This window comes from Streptomyces sp. NPDC002884, assembly GCF_040295245.1.
Classification (GTDB): Bacteria; Actinomycetota; Actinomycetes; order Streptomycetales; family Streptomycetaceae; genus Streptomyces.
In genome coordinates, this window is the sequence record NZ_JBEOVB010000004.1 from 436,332 (window position 1) to 450,044 (window position 13,713).

The 13,713-nt window shown below is 73.1% G+C and carries 13 protein-coding genes; 7 read left to right on the top strand and 6 right to left on the bottom strand.

Features of this window, described 5'->3' with window-relative positions; translation table 11 throughout:
* Positions 1-17 precede the first annotated feature (17 nt).
* Positions 18-983 carry a DeoR/GlpR family DNA-binding transcription regulator gene (locus ABT070_RS12065; RefSeq protein ID WP_351758263.1) on the top strand — a complete coding sequence of 322 codons (966 nt, stop codon included), beginning with the start codon at positions 18-20 and terminating at the stop codon, positions 981-983.
* Positions 984-1,469: 486 nt separating this feature from the next.
* Here the strand turns inward: ABT070_RS12065 and ABT070_RS12070 are convergent, their stop codons facing one another.
* Entirely contained in the window at positions 1,470-3,242 is a 1,773-nt protein-coding gene (locus ABT070_RS12070; protein WP_351758266.1) for an acetyl/propionyl/methylcrotonyl-CoA carboxylase subunit alpha, read from the bottom strand.
* Positions 3,243-3,615: 373 nt separating this feature from the next.
* Between ABT070_RS12070 and ABT070_RS12075 the strand changes: the two genes are divergently transcribed.
* On the top strand, positions 3,616-4,107 hold the full coding sequence (locus tag ABT070_RS12075) for a hypothetical protein (RefSeq protein WP_351758269.1): 492 nt from the start codon (positions 3,616-3,618) through the stop codon (positions 4,105-4,107).
* Here the strand turns inward: ABT070_RS12075 and ABT070_RS12080 are convergent.
* The 4 genes from ABT070_RS12080 to ABT070_RS12095 all read right to left on the bottom strand — a co-directional run bounded on the left by ABT070_RS12080 (position 4,076) and on the right by ABT070_RS12095 (position 6,846).
* Positions 4,076-4,681 (bottom strand): Maf family protein, encoded by a 606-nt coding sequence (locus ABT070_RS12080; RefSeq protein ID WP_351758272.1) that lies wholly within the window; start codon positions 4,679-4,681, stop codon positions 4,076-4,078. The two genes, ABT070_RS12075 and ABT070_RS12080, sit on opposite strands and share 32 nt — an antisense overlap.
* A gap of 25 nt (positions 4,682-4,706) precedes the next feature.
* On the bottom strand, positions 4,707-4,835 hold the full coding sequence (gene mmpB / locus ABT070_RS12085; protein ID WP_351758275.1) for a morphogenic membrane protein MmpB: 129 nt from the start codon (positions 4,833-4,835) through the stop codon (positions 4,707-4,709).
* A gap of 178 nt (positions 4,836-5,013) precedes the next feature.
* Positions 5,014-5,223, bottom strand: a complete 210-nt coding sequence (locus tag ABT070_RS12090) for an acyl-CoA carboxylase epsilon subunit (protein WP_351758277.1) — start codon at positions 5,221-5,223, stop codon at positions 5,014-5,016.
* A gap of 9 nt (positions 5,224-5,232) precedes the next feature.
* Positions 5,233-6,846: an acyl-CoA carboxylase subunit beta gene (locus ABT070_RS12095; RefSeq protein WP_351758280.1), complete on the bottom strand. Its 1,614-nt coding sequence runs from the start codon at positions 6,844-6,846 to the stop codon at positions 5,233-5,235.
* Between the two features lie 110 nt (positions 6,847-6,956).
* Between ABT070_RS12095 and ABT070_RS12100 the strand changes: the two genes are divergently transcribed.
* Both ABT070_RS12100 and ABT070_RS12105 read left to right on the top strand, forming a co-directional pair.
* Entirely contained in the window at positions 6,957-7,823 is an 867-nt protein-coding gene (locus ABT070_RS12100; RefSeq protein WP_351758283.1) for a biotin--[acetyl-CoA-carboxylase] ligase, read from the top strand.
* 115 nt (positions 7,824-7,938) lie between these two features.
* Entirely contained in the window at positions 7,939-9,090 is a 1,152-nt protein-coding gene (locus tag ABT070_RS12105; protein ID WP_351758286.1) for an adenylate/guanylate cyclase domain-containing protein, read from the top strand.
* On the opposite strand, the gene ABT070_RS12110 is transcribed toward ABT070_RS12105, so the two are convergent.
* Positions 9,087-9,782, bottom strand: a complete 696-nt coding sequence (locus ABT070_RS12110; protein WP_351758288.1) for a hypothetical protein — start codon at positions 9,780-9,782, stop codon at positions 9,087-9,089. The genes ABT070_RS12105 and ABT070_RS12110 overlap by 4 nt on opposite strands.
* A 246-nt stretch (positions 9,783-10,028) precedes the next feature.
* Between ABT070_RS12110 and ABT070_RS12115 the strand changes: the two genes are divergently transcribed.
* The 3 genes from ABT070_RS12115 (at position 10,029) to hutH (ending at position 13,696) form a co-directional block, all read left to right on the top strand.
* Positions 10,029-10,832, top strand: coding sequence for an enoyl-CoA hydratase/isomerase family protein (locus ABT070_RS12115; RefSeq protein WP_351758289.1), 804 nt, complete (start codon positions 10,029-10,031; stop codon positions 10,830-10,832).
* A gap of 98 nt (positions 10,833-10,930) precedes the next feature.
* On the top strand, positions 10,931-12,073 hold the full coding sequence (locus ABT070_RS12120; RefSeq protein ID WP_351758291.1) for a GGDEF domain-containing protein: 1,143 nt from the start codon (positions 10,931-10,933) through the stop codon (positions 12,071-12,073).
* A gap of 84 nt (positions 12,074-12,157) precedes the next feature.
* Complete coding sequence (gene hutH / locus ABT070_RS12125; protein WP_351758563.1) at positions 12,158-13,696, top strand: histidine ammonia-lyase; 1,539 nt, start codon at positions 12,158-12,160, stop codon at positions 13,694-13,696.
* The last annotated feature ends 17 nt before the right edge of the window (positions 13,697-13,713 follow it).

Genomic DNA, 13,713 nt, shown 5'->3' on the forward strand with positions numbered 1-13,713 from the left:
GCGTTACTGTCAGTTTCGTGTTCGCTGCAGAACGTCGTCAATTGATCCTCGAAATGGTGCGAGCGAACGGGGCCGTGTCGCTCCGTGAACTCGCCCGCGTCGTCCAGACCTCCGAAGTGACCGTACGGCGGGACGTGCGCGCACTGGAGGCAGAAGGACTCCTCGACCGCCGGCACGGCGGTGCGGTATTGCCGGGCGGGTTCACGCGAGAATCCGGCTTTCCGCAGAAATCCCATCTCGCGACCGCCGAAAAGACCGCCATCGCGGACCTCGCCGCCAACTTCGTCGAAGAGGGCGAGGCCATCGTGGTCGGGGCGGGCACCACGACACAGGAGCTGGCCCGCCGGCTCGCCCGGGTGCCCGGACTGACCGTCGTCACCAACTCCCTGCTCGTCGCCCAGGCGTTGGCCCATGCCAACCGGGTCGAGGTCGTGATGACCGGCGGCACCCTGCGCGGCTCCAACTACGCCCTCGTGGGGAGCGGCGCTGAACAGTCCCTCCAGGGACTCAGGGTGTCGCGGGCCTTCATCTCCGGGAGCGGACTGACCGCCGAACGCGGGCTGTCCACGTCCAACATGCTGTCCGCGTCCGTCGACCGGGCGCTGGTGCAGGCGGCCGCGGAGGTCGTCGTCCTCGCCGACCACACCAAGCTCGGCACGGACACGATGTTCCAGACTGTGCCGACGGACGTCATCACCCGGCTGGTGACCGACGAGCCGCCCGCGCACGACGACCGTGCGGCCACCGAGCTCCAGGCTCTGGCGGACCAGGGGGTGCAGATCGCCGTGGCCGGGGCGTCGGGGAGCCCGGGGGGTGATACCGCCCCGGCGCGCCATCAGCAGCAGCGTCGGGACGTGCCGCTGCCGGCTCCGCGGCGGGGGCAGGTGCCGGGCGCTGCCGCGGGGCTGCGGGCGGCCTCGATGCACGGTGAGCAGGCTCCTGGCGGGGAGCGGGCCCGGGTCGCGGACCTGCGTCGTCGTTGACCTCGCGGGGCCGCCTCCCTGGGGGCTCCGCCCCCAGACCCCCGTTCGGCCCTGAACGGGCCTCGTCCTCAAACGCCGGACGGGCTGGAATGTCCCGGACGGGCTGGAGAACGGCCCGGGCGTGTCGGACGGTCCCGAACGGCCGGAGGGCCCGTGCGGCCGGAGGGGGCCCGTGCGGGGCGTCCCGGTGGACCGGAGAACCCGGCGGGCCGGGAGAGCCCGGTGGACCGGAGAGCCCGGTGGACTCGGGATGGCCCGGTGGACCGGAGAGCCCGGTGGACCGGGAAGGTCTGGTGGACCGGAGAGCCCGGTAGGCCGGAAGCCCGGGGGCCGGAGGGTCGGAAGTCCGGGGGCCCGGAGGGGCTGGGCTGGGCGGGGCGGTCGGGGGCCGGAATGTGGGGCTGCGGGGCCGGATGGATCGTCGGGGTGTCGGAACGCGGCGAGGCGCCCGGGGAGCGGGCGCCTCGACACGGGTGATCCCTGAGGTCAGTCCTTGATCTCGCAGATCGCGGCGCCCGACGTGATGGACGCGCCGACCTCCGCGGCCAGGGCCTTGACGGTGCCGGAGCGGTGCGCGTTCAGCGGCTGCTCCATCTTCATCGCTTCGAGGACGACGATCAGGTCGCCCTCCTTGACCTCCTGGCCCTCCTCGACGGCCACCTTGACGATGGTGCCCTGCATCGGGGAGGCGAGGGTGTCGCCGGAGGCCATCGGGCCGGACTTCTTGGCCGCGCGGCGCTTGGGCTTGGCGCCCGCCGCGAGACCCGTGCGGGCCAGGCTCATACCGAGCGAGGACGGCAGGGAGACCTCGAGGCGCTTGCCGCCGACCTCGACGACGATCGTCTCGCGGTCCGTGTCGTCCTCGGCTTCGGTGTCGGCCGGGGCCGCGAACGCGGGGATCTCGTTGACGAACTCGGTCTCGATCCACCGGGTGTGGACCGTGAACGGGTCCTGGCCGCCGGTCAGCTCGGGGGCGAACGCCGGGTCCCTGACCACCGCGCGGTGGAACGGGATCGCCGTGGCCATGCCCTCGACCTGGAACTCCTCCAGCGCGCGGGCCGCCCGCTGGAGCGCCTGCTCACGGGTCGCGCCGGTGACGATCAGCTTGGCCAGGAGCGAGTCCCACGCCGGGCCGATCACGCTGCCCGACTCGACACCCGCGTCCAGGCGCACGCCAGGACCCGACGGCGCGGCGAACGTGGTGACCGTGCCGGGAGCCGGCAGGAAGCCCCGGCCCGGGTCCTCGCCGTTGATACGGAACTCGAAGGAGTGACCGCGCAGCTCCGGGTCGCCGTAGCCGAGCTCCTCGCCGTCGGCGATCCGGAACATCTCACGCACCAGGTCGATGCCCGCGACCTCCTCGGTCACCGGGTGCTCGACCTGCAGACGGGTGTTGACCTCCAGGAAGGAGATCGTGCCGTCGACACCGACGAGGAACTCGACGGTGCCCGCGCCGACGTAGCCGGCCTCCTTCAGGATGGCCTTCGAGGACGCGTACAGCTCGGCGACCTGCGCCTCGGACAGGAACGGCGCCGGGGCCTCCTCGACCAGCTTCTGGTGGCGGCGCTGCAGCGAGCAGTCACGGGTCGACACGACGACCACGTTGCCGTGGCTGTCGGCCAGGCACTGCGTCTCCACATGCCGCGGCTTGTCCAGGTACCGCTCGACGAAGCACTCGCCCCGGCCGAACGCGGCGACCGCCTCACGGACGGCCGACTCGTACAGCTCGGGGACTTCCTCCAGGGTCCGGGCGACCTTCAGGCCGCGACCGCCGCCGCCGAAGGCGGCCTTGATCGCGATCGGCAGCCCGTGCTCCTCGGCGAACGCCACGACCTCGCCGGCACCGGAGACCGGGTCCGGCGTGCCGGCGACCAGGGGCGCACCGGCCCGCTGGGCGATGTGCCGGGCGGCGACCTTGTCACCCAGGTCACGGATGGCCTGCGGGGGCGGACCGATCCAGATCAGGTCCGCGTCCAGGACCGCCTGCGCGAAGTCGGCGTTCTCCGAGAGAAAGCCGTAGCCGGGATGAACGGCGTCGGCACCGGACTCCCGAGCCGCGTTCAGCACCTTCTCGATGTCGAGATAGCTGGTCGCAGGAGAGTCACCGCCCAGGGCGAACGCCTCATCCGCCGCGCGGACATGCAGAGCGTCCCGGTCCGGGTCGGCGTATACGGCCACGCTCGCGATACCGGCATCCCGGCATGCCCGGGCCACGCGGACTGCGATTTCGCCACGGTTGGCGATGAGCACCTTGCGCACGATTGAGGCTCCCTCCTTGAAACAAGCCGAGTTTAGGGACTGCCGACACGCCTCATCGACCCGTCCCCAAAGGTGAGCTTGCCCACACGGAGCGTGATGCCAGGCTCACTCGACCGCGAAATCCCTTGTAGTACCGCCGTACGCAGCACTCCTCCGGCAAACCCTAGCCCTCCGGTGTGGCCAAGGTCTCTGTGAGCACGTGCTGCGGCACACTCCGTTTCTTTGTGGAGTCCCTACGAATGGCCCAACGATTCTTTGCCGCGCGCAGAACCCTTGTCCCGCGGTTTACCCGTTAGTAGCGTTCAGGGTGTTCCGAACGTACTTGAGGTAACAGCACCCTTGCTCGGGTCGGGGTCGAAAGTGGGTGGGACCGGTGGTGCGCAGACCGGTGGCGTGGATCGTGGCGGTCGTGCTCTTCGCGGAGGCGCTCGGCGTCGCCGCGCTGAACTGGTTCATGGGCGTCGTGGTGGACCGGCAGGACATGTCCCTGGCCGGAATGGACCCGGACGTCATGGCGACGTCCTCGAAGGTCGGCGGGATCCTCTTCGGCCTCTACTTCGGCCTGTGCGCCGTGGTGGCCCTGCTGGTGGCGCTGCGCGACCGCGCGCCCGCCGGATTCGGCCGGGTGCTGCTGATCAGCGTCGCGGTCGTGCACGGCCTGCTGGGCGCCTTCGCGTGGGGGCTGCTGGGCTGGACGCAGTTCCTGTTCATGGTGGTCGTGCTCGCCCTGATCGTGCTGCTCCTGATGACGTACGACGCCCAGGAGCGGCCCGCGGCCCGGCAGCCGCAGGACAGCAAGGGCGACGGCGGCCCCCCGGTCGTGCCGGCGCCGGTCACGCCGCCGGCGGCGCCCACAACTCCGTGATCCCGACGCCCAGTTGCGCCAGCAGCCGGCGCACGAGGGGCAGGCTGATGCCGATGACGTTGCCGTGGTCGCCGTCGATGCCCTCGATGAACGGGGCCGAGCGGCCGTCGAGGGTGAACGCCCCGGCGACGTAGAGGGGTTCGCCCGAGGCGACGTACGCCGCGATCTCCTCGTCGCTCGGCTCGCCGAAGCGGACGACGGTGGAGGCGGTCGCGGACGTGTAGCGCCCGCTGACGGTGTCGTAGACGCAGTGGCCGGTCTGGAGCGTCCCGGCCCGGCCGCGCATCGCCTTCCAGCGCGCGGTGGCCTCCGCGGCGTCCGCGGGCTTGCCCAGCGCCTCGCCGTCCAGGTCGAGCACCGAGTCGCAGCCGATCACCAGGGCGCCCTTGACCTCGGGCTTCGCGGCCACGACGGAGGCCTTCGCCTCGGCGAGCGCGAGGGCCAGGTCGGCCGGGGTGGGGGCGGTGACGGCGTCCTCGTCGACCCCGCTCACGATCACCTCGGGGGCGAGACCGGCCTGGCGCAGCAGGTTCAGCCGGGCGGGGGACTGGGAGGCGAGGACGAGTCGGCGCATGGGCTCAGCCTAGCGGCGTGACGCTTCACCTGAGCCCCAGCACGATCATCGCTATCACCATGGCCACCGCGAGGAAGAGGCCGAGTCTCCGCAAGGTTTCCTGCATCTCGCGGAGTTCCTCGGGGGGCTCGTTCTCGGGGTCGGACCACAGCATGCCACCAGCGTGACGCCGGGCAGGGGGCCCGTGCCTGAGTAGGCGTACTCAGATTTGCGGGCCCGCAGCCGTTCACCCGGTGTTCGGGTGCTCGTCGGCTGCGGGCCCGGTGGGGCTCGTCGCGCCCGCGCGGCGGAGCCGCGGGTCGGTACCGGCCCCGCGCCCCTGGTGAGCCGCCTCAGCTCGGCCAGTACGTGCGGGTCCAGGACGCCTGGCCGGGGTGCGGTACGCGGTGTGCCGCGATGCGGGCGGGGTCGGACCACGCGTCCCTCGGGGTCTCCGCGCCGGACGGTGCGGCCGCTGCCGCCGCGGCGCGGGCCCGGACCACCGCCAGGGCGGCGGCGAGCTCCTCGGGGGTCGGGTTGCCCCGTACGACCTTGATCGTCACAGCGGCTCCTTAGAGGGGGATGTTGCCGTGCTTCTTCGGAGGGAGGGTTTCCCGCTTGGTGCGCAGCTGACGCAGGCCGCGCACGATGTGCCCGCGGGTGTCGGACGGCATGATCACCGAGTCGACGTAGCCGCGCTCGGCCGCGATGTACGGGTTGAGGAGGGTGTCCTCGTACTCCCGGATCAGCCGGGCGCGCACCGCTTCCAGATCCTCGCCGTTCGCCTGCGCCTCGGCGATCGTGCGGCGGTGCAGGATGTTGACCGCGCCCTGGGCGCCCATCACGGCGATCTGGGCGGTCGGCCAGGCCAGGTTGATGTCCGCGCCCAGGTGCTTGGAGCCCATGACGTCGTAGGCGCCGCCGAAGGCCTTGCGGGTGATCACCGTGATGAGCGGGACCGTGGCCTCCGCGTACGCGTAGATCAGCTTGGCGCCGCGGCGGATGATGCCGTCGTGCTCCTGGCCGACGCCGGGCAGGAAGCCGGGCACGTCCACGAACGTGATGACCGGGATGTTGAAGGCGTCGCAGGTGCGGACGAAACGGGCCGCCTTCTCCGAGGCCGTGATGTCCAGACAGCCCGCGAACTGCATGGGCTGGTTGGCGACGATGCCGACCGGGTGGCCCTCGACCCGGCCGTAGCCGGTGAGGATGTTCGGCGCGAACAGTGCCTGCGTCTCGAAGAACTCGGCGTCGTCCAGCACGTGTTCGATCACCGTGTGCATGTCGTACGGCTGGTTGGCGCTGTCCGGGACGATGGAGTCCAGCTCCAGGTCCTCGTCGGTGACGGACAGGTCCGCCTCCTCCGCGAACACCGGGGCCTCGGAGAGGTTGTTGGACGGCAGGTACGACAGCAGCTGCTTGACGTACTCGATGGCGTCCTTCTCGTCGCCGGCCATGTGGTGCGCCACGCCCGACACCGCGTTGTGGGTGCGTGCGCCGCCCAGCTCCTCGAAGCCGACGTCCTCGCCGGTGACCGTCTTGATGACGTCGGGACCGGTGATGAACATGTGCGAGGTCTGGTCCACCATCACCGTGAAGTCGGTGATCGCGGGCGAGTACACCGCGCCGCCCGCGCACGGGCCGACGACCAGGCTGATCTGCGGGATCACACCGGACGCGTGCGTGTTGCGGCGGAAGATCTCGCCGTACGCGCCCAGGGACGCGACGCCCTCCTGGATACGGGCGCCGCCGGAGTCGTTGATGCCGATGACCGGGCAGCCGGTCTTCAGCGCGAAGTCCATGACCTTGACGATCTTCTGGCCGTAGACCTCGCCGAGGGCGCCGCCGAAGACCGTGAAGTCCTGGGAGAAGACGGCGACCGGGCGGCCGTCGACCGTGCCGTAGCCGGTGACGACGCCGTCTCCGTACGGGCGGTTGTTCTCCAGGCCGAAGTTGGTGGACCGGTGCCGGGCGAACTCGTCCAACTCGACGAAGGAACCCTCGTCGAGGAGCAGTTCGATCCGCTCACGGGCCGTCAGCTTGCCCTTCGCGTGCTGCTTCTCGACGGCACGCTCCGAACCGGCGTGCGTCGCTTCCTGGATGCGGCGCTGGAGATCCGCGAGCTTGCCCGCGGTCGTGTGGATGTCGATCCTTGGGATCTCGTGGCGCTCTTCCGGCTCGGACATCGGGATGCGGCTCCCTGCCTGCTCAAAAGGGGGGACGGTTACTCATCCGTAGAGTAGTGCTGGCCCTGGGGATCGGCAGTGCGGCATTCAACACACCTAGGGTGGCTTGCATGACACCGCGAGATGCAGCAGACGAGGGCGGCAGCCGGTGGTCCGATCTGGACCGTCCGCCCCTCAACGCCCCGGCGCTGCGCCGGGCGCTGGTACGGGAGGGCGGGCTGTGGTCGCAGGTGGAGGTGGTGCAGAGCACCGGTTCCACCAACTCCGACCTGGTCGACGCGGCGAACACCGGCAAGGCGGCCGAGGGTGCGGTCCTCGTCGCCGAGGAACAGACCTCGGGGCGCGGCCGACTGGACCGCCGGTGGACCGCGCCTCCGCGTTCCGGGCTGTTCTTCTCCGTGCTGCTCACCCCGAGCGAGGTGCCGGTGGCCCGCTGGGGCTGGCTGCCGCTGCTCACCGGGGTCGCCGTGGCGACGGGCCTGTCCCGGGCGGCGGGCGTGGACACGGCACTCAAGTGGCCCAACGACCTCCTGGTGACCGTCGGGGGAGACGAACGCAAGGCGGGCGGCATCCTCGCGGAGCGGGCCGGCCAGGAGGCGGTGGTCGTCGGTGTCGGCCTCAACGTCACCCTGCGCGCGGACGAGCTCCCGGTGCCGCTGGCGGGGTCGCTGGCCCTGGCCGGCGCGCTGAACACGGACCGGGACCCGCTGCTGCGGGGCGTCCTGCGCTCGCTGGAGGAGTGGTACGCGCGCTGGCGGGCGGCCGGCGGCGACCCGGTGGCGAGCGGTCTCCAGGAGACGTACGCGGCCGGGTGCGCCACGCTGGGACGAACGGTACGGGCCGAGCTGCCGGGGGACCGGTCGATCGTCGGCGAGGCGGTCGCGGTCGACGGGGACGGACGGCTCGTGATCGCGACGAAGGAAGGGGTGCAGGAGCCGGTGGGCGCGGGAGACATCGTGCATCTGAGGCCGGCGTGACCCGCACGCAGGCCGGCGCGTCCCCGCCGAACCGGACGGAGTGAGCTGGCGCACACCTGCCGTAGAGTTGAGGCCGGTCGATACCTGACCGCGGAAGATCGGAAGGGCAGCAGGCGTGACCGTCGACGACACGGGCTCCGGCGCGGGTGCGGACGGCCGGGGAAACCTGCCGGCCGCCGAACCCGGTGAGCCGGGCGAACCCGGAGAGGACCCGCATCCTCTCGCCCTGCGCCTCGAGCAGCTCATTCTCGGCGCAGAGCGGCGCTACACCCCGTTCCAGGCGGCCCGCAGCGCCGGTGTCTCCATGGAGCTGGCGTCGCGTTTCTGGCGGGCCATGGGCTTCGCCGACATCGGGCAGGCCAGGGCGCTCACCGAGGCCGACGTCCTCGCGCTGCGGCGCCTGGCCGGTCTCGTGGAGGCGGGGCTGCTGAGCGAGGCGATGGCCGTGCAGGTGGCGCGGTCCACCGGACAGACCACCGCCCGTCTGGCGGAATGGCAGATCGACTCCTTCCTGGAGGGGCTGACCGAGCCGCCCGAGCCGGGGATGACCCGCACCGAGGTCACGTATCCCATCGTCGAGCTGCTGCTGCCCGAGCTGGAGGAGTTCCTCGTCTACGTCTGGCGCCGGCAGCTCGCCGCCTCGGCGGGCCGGGTCGTCCAGGCCGCCGACGACGAGGAGATGGTCGACCGGCGGCTCGCCGTCGCCTTCGCGGACCTCGTCGGCTTCACCCGGCTGACCCGGCGGATGGAGGAGGAGGAACTCGGCGAACTCGTCGAGGCCTTCGAGACGACCGCCGCCGACCTGGTCGCCGCCCGCGGCGGACGGCTGATCAAGACACTCGGCGACGAGGTGCTGTACGCGGCCGACGACGCGGGCATCGCCGCCGACATCGCGCTGCTGCTCGTCGAGACGATGAGCAACGACGAGACGATGCCCGAACTGCGGGTCGGCATGGCGTTCGGCACGGTCACCACCCGGATGGGCGATGTCTTCGGCACGACGGTCAACCTGGCCTCACGGCTGACGTCGATAGCCCCCCGGGACGCCGTCCTCGTCGACAGCGCCTTCGCCGAGGAGCTGATCCGCACCGGCGACGCCCCGGCCTCCGAGGCCGAGGCGGCGGAGGAGGCGGCCGCCGCCGAGAAGGAGGGCGAGGAGCCGCCGAAGTACCGCTTCGCGCTCCAGCCGATGTGGCAGCGGCCGGTGCGCGGTCTCGGCGTGGTCGAGCCCTGGCTGCTGACGCGACGCAACGACGTCGACGGCTAGAGCCTCGGTACGGCGGCACCCAGCGGGTCCACGCACAGGCCGATGACGGGAACGCAGACGCCCGGCTGACGGGGATCGTCGGGCTGCTCCGGCCGGGGCGCGGGCGCGGGTGCGGCCGTGGTCGGGGCGGGCGCCGGTGTCCTCGGGGGCGACGAGGGCCGGGGAGCGGCGGTCGCCTCGGGCGCCGGGGCGCGGGGCGCGGGCGCGGCCGGGGTGTAGGTGGCGCCCGGGGTGAGCGCGACGGACGTCGGTGCGCCGGGGACGCCCGGGACGAGGCCGGCCTCGGGTGTCGGGGCGGGTGCGGCGCTCGCTCCGCCCATCGCGCTGGGCGCGGTCGGGTGGGGCGCGACGGTGGCGGACGGTCCGGCCGGGCGGCCCGCGTCGGTGCCGGCGCCCGTGTCGGCGCCGGCGTCGGTCTCCGTGGTGCCCGCGACGGGTTCGGGCCGGGGTTCGGCCTCCGCGGTGCCGAGACCGCCGGCGCCGCCCGGGTCGGGGGTCAGCCGGACGAGGCTCAGCACCCCGGCGGCCAGCGCGAGGCCGCCGGCGGCGAACAGCACCTTGCGGGGGCGGGGACGGCGGTGCCGGCCCCGGGGGCGCGGGGCCCACAGCCCGCCGGTCTCCCCGGACGCCGCCCCGTCCTGCGGAGCCGTCTCGTACTGCCCGGTCCATGTGCTCACCGGCGTGCTCGTCATCGCGTTCCCTCCCCGATGCGGTAGCGCCCCCGATGCGCCGGGGCGGACGCACGTTATGCGCTGCCGTGGGCGATGCGGGCCGAGTTGGGCGGCATGTCACTCGAACGGGTCGGCAGGGCTGCGGTACGGGGTGATGCGCGAGGCCGATCCGCTCTTCCGCGTCCCGGTCCCGGCTGCGATGATCGGACGAGCGTTGTTAACCCGCGTTAACCGGAGGATGTCGTGAGCGGTGTCGGGAGCGGTGTCATGAGCGAGGAGCGGTTCGGGGAGTTCGTCCTGGTCCGGCGGCACGGGGACGGCGGGCACGTCGCCGAGCTGGTCCTCGACCGGCCGAAGGCCATGAACGCCGTCTCCACCGACATGGCCCGGTCGATCGCCGGGGCGTGCGCGGCGCTGGGCGGGGACCGTGACGTGCGGGTGGTGGTGCTGACCTCGACGCACGAGCGGGCGTTCTGCGTCGGCGCCGACCTGAAGGAGCGGAACTCCTTCAGCGACGCCGAACTGCTGCGGCAGCGGCCGCTGACCCGCGCCGCGTACACCGGGGTGCTGGAACTGCCGGTGCCCTCGGTCGCGGCGGTGCACGGCTTCGCGCTGGGCGGCGGCTACGAACTGGCGCTGGCGTGCGACGTGATCGTGGCCGACGGCACGGCCGTGGTCGGGCTGCCCGAGGTGTCGGTGGGGGTGATCCCCGGCGGCGGCGGGACCCAGCTGCTGCCGCGCCGGGTGGGGGCGGCCCGGGCGGCCGAGCTGGTGTTCACGGCGCGCCGGGTGGCGGCGGCCGAGGCGCGGGAGCTGGGTCTGGTGGACGTCCTGGTGGAGGAGGGGCGGGACCGGGAGGAGGCGCTGGCGCTGGCCGGGCGGATCGGCGCCAACTCGCCGGTGGGGCTGCGGGCGGCGAAGCGGGCACTGCGCCTGGGGCAGGGGCTGGAACTGCGGGCCGGGCTCGAGATCGAGGACGGGGCGTGGCGGTCGGTGGCCTTCTCCGGGGACCGGGCGGAAGGGGTGGCGGCCTTCAACGAGAAGCGGAAGCCGCAGTGGCCGGGCGAGTGAGGCGGCGGCGGGCGGCGACACGCGGCCGGAGGTGCGCTCCTCACTCTCCGTGCCCCTTCGGTGTCCCCTTTCGGGCTGATTGTCCCTAGCCTGGGGAGATGGGTGACGACAGACGCCTGGTGGCCGTGGTGGCGCTCGCGCAGGGGATGGCGGCCGCGCACACCCCCCGCGAGTCGTGGCGTGCGGCGGCCCTCGGGGCCTGCCGGGCGCTGTCCGGCGGCTTCGCCGCGCTCTCGGTGTGGGAGCGGGACCTCGGGCGGCTGCGCGTCCTGGTGAACGTGGGGGACCGGGCCGCCGACGAGGACGAGTTCCCGGACGACGAGGCCTATCCGGTGCACCAGTTCCCCGAGATCACGGAGTTCCTGCACGAGCGCTGGGTGGCCGGCGGCGAACCCGACGCCTGGGTGGAGACGGCCCGGGGGCCCGCCGCCGGGCGCCCCGGCTACTGCCACCAGAGGGTCGCCGCCCTGCGCCGCCGGGGACGCGGCTCCTGCGTGGTCGCGCCGATCGTGCTGCACGGCCGCGCGTGGGGCGAGCTGTACGTCGCACGCCCCGTGGGCACCCCCGTCTTCGACCGGGCCGACGCCGACTTCGCCACCGTCCTCGCCGCCGTCGTCGCCGCCGGGCTCGCCCAGACCGAGCGGCTGGAGGAGGCCCGCCGGCTCGCCTTCACCGACGCCCTCACCGGTCTGGCCAACCGCCGCGCCGTCGACGTACGGCTGGAGGAGGCGGTCGAGCGGCATCGTGCGGAGGGGGTCGTCGTCAGCCTCGTCGTGTGTGACCTCAACGGGCTGAAGCGGGTGAACGACACCCTCGGGCACGCCGTCGGGGACCGGCTGCTGGAGCGGTTCGGGTCGGTGCTGTCGCTGTGCGGGGCCATGCTGCCGGGCGCGCTGGCCGCCCGGCTCGGCGGCGACGAGTTCTGTCTGCTGGCCGTCGGGCCGCTCGCCGACGATGTCGTCAAGGTCGCCGGCGAGCTCTGCCGGCGGGCCGGTGAGCTGGAGCTCGGCGAGGGAGTGGCCTGCGGGGTCGCCTCCACCGAGGACCCCATCGGGCCGGTGTCCTCCGCGCGCAGGCTGTTCCGGCTGGCCGACGCCGCCCAGTACCGGGCCAAGGCCGTACGGGCCGCGCGGCCGGTGGTGGCCGGGCGCGAGGGCCCCGACGATCCCGTCGTACGCCTCGCGGACGAGCCCTCCCACGAGCGGACCGCCGAGCGGCGGCGGTTCAGGGGACGGCGTTGAGGGTGTGACCCATTCGGTAAGGGGTGAACCCGGTACCCACTGGTGACATCCTGGTCTTCACTGCGTACGCTCCTGAATATGGATATGCACACTGTGGTGGTGGGGACGTCCGGCGTGACCGCGTCCGACGTGCTCGCGGTGGCGCGCGACGGCGCCCGGATCGAGCTCTCCGGCGAGGCGGTGGCGGCCCTCGCCGCGGCCCGCGAGATCGTGGACGCGCTGGCGGCCAAGCCCGAGCCCGTCTACGGCGTCTCCACCGGGTTCGGCGCCCTCGCCACCCGGCACATCAGCCCGGAACTGCGCGCCCAGCTCCAGCGCAACATCGTCCGCTCGCACGCCGCCGGCATGGGCCCGCGGGTCGAGCGCGAGGTCGTCCGGGCGCTGATGTTCCTGCGGCTCAAGACCGTCTGCTCCGGACACACCGGCGTCCGGCCCGAGGTCGCGCAGACCATGGCCGACATCCTCAACGCCGGTATCACCCCGGTCGTGCACGAGTTCGGCTCCCTCGGCTGCTCCGGCGACCTCGCCCCGCTCTCGCACTGCGCCCTCACCCTCATGGGGGAGGGCGACGCGGAGGGCCCGGACGGCGCCGTGCGGCCCGCCGGCGAGCTGCTCGCCGAGCACGGCATCGCCCCCGTCGAGCTGCGCGAGAAGGAGGGCCTGGCGCTCCTCAACGGCACCGACGGGATGCTCGGCATGCTGGTCATGGCCCTCGCCGACCTCGACATGCTCTACAAGTCCGCCGACGTCACGGCCGCGCTCAGCCTGGAGGCGCTGCTCGGCACCGACAAGGTGCTCGCCCCCGAGCTGCACGCCATCCGCCCGCACCCGGGCCAGGGCGCCTCGGCCGCCAACATGCTGGCCGTGCTGGCGGGTTCGGAACTCACCGGCCACCACCAGGACGACGCGCCCCGGGTCCAGGACGCCTACTCGGTGCGCTGTGCCCCGCAGGTCGCCGGCGCCGGCCGCGACACCATGGCCCACGCCCGGCTCGTCGCGGAGCGGGAGCTCGCCTCGGCCGTCGACAACCCGGTCGTTCTTCCCGACGGCCGGGTCGAGTCCAACGGCAACTTCCACGGCGCGCCGGTCGCCTACGTCCTGGACTTCCTCGCCATCGCCGTCGCCGACCTCGCCTCCATCGCCGAGCGGCGCACCGACCGGCTGCTGGACAAGAACCGCAGCCACGGCCTCCCGCCGTTCCTCGCGGACGACGCCGGTGTCGACTCCGGGCTGATGATCGCCCAGTACACGCAGGCCGCGCTGGTCGGCGAGTTGAAGCGGCTGGCCGTGCCGGCGTCCGCCGACTCGATCCCGTCCTCCGCGATGCAGGAGGACCATGTCTCGATGGGCTGGTCCGCGGCCCGCAAGCTGCGCACCGCCGTCGACAACCTCACGCGGGTGATCGCCGTCGAGCTGTACGCCGCCACGCGCGGTGTGGAACTGCGCGAGGGGCTCACCCCGGCGCCGGCGACGCGTGCGGTCATCGAGGCGGTCCGTGAGGCGGGCGTGCAGGGGCCCGGCCCGGACCGGTTCCTCGCGCCCGACCTCGCGGCGGCGGACGCCTTCGTGCGCGGCGGACTGCTCGTCGCCGCGGTGGAGACGGTCACCGGACCGCTGCGGTAGAGCGGTGGGGCCCCGCC

Excerpts from the sequence above, each read along its gene's own strand:
- ABT070_RS12080 (WP_351758272.1), bottom strand. The coding sequence starts at position 4,681 with ATGCGCCGACTCGTCCTCGCCTCCCAGTCCCCCGCCCGGCTGAACCTG.
- mmpB (WP_351758275.1), bottom strand. The coding sequence starts at position 4,835 with ATGCTGTGGTCCGACCCCGAGAACGAGCCCCCCGAGGAACTCCGCGAG.
- ABT070_RS12095 (WP_351758280.1), bottom strand. The coding sequence starts at position 6,846 with ATGTCCGAGCCGGAAGAGCGCCACGAGATCCCAAGGATCGACATCCAC.
- ABT070_RS12100 (WP_351758283.1), top strand. The coding sequence starts at position 6,957 with ATGACACCGCGAGATGCAGCAGACGAGGGCGGCAGCCGGTGGTCCGAT.
- ABT070_RS12110 (WP_351758288.1), bottom strand. The coding sequence starts at position 9,782 with ATGACGAGCACGCCGGTGAGCACATGGACCGGGCAGTACGAGACGGCT.
- ABT070_RS12115 (WP_351758289.1), top strand. The coding sequence starts at position 10,029 with ATGAGCGAGGAGCGGTTCGGGGAGTTCGTCCTGGTCCGGCGGCACGGG.
- ABT070_RS12120 (WP_351758291.1), top strand. The coding sequence starts at position 10,931 with ATGGGTGACGACAGACGCCTGGTGGCCGTGGTGGCGCTCGCGCAGGGG.
- hutH (WP_351758563.1), top strand. The coding sequence starts at position 12,158 with ATGCACACTGTGGTGGTGGGGACGTCCGGCGTGACCGCGTCCGACGTG.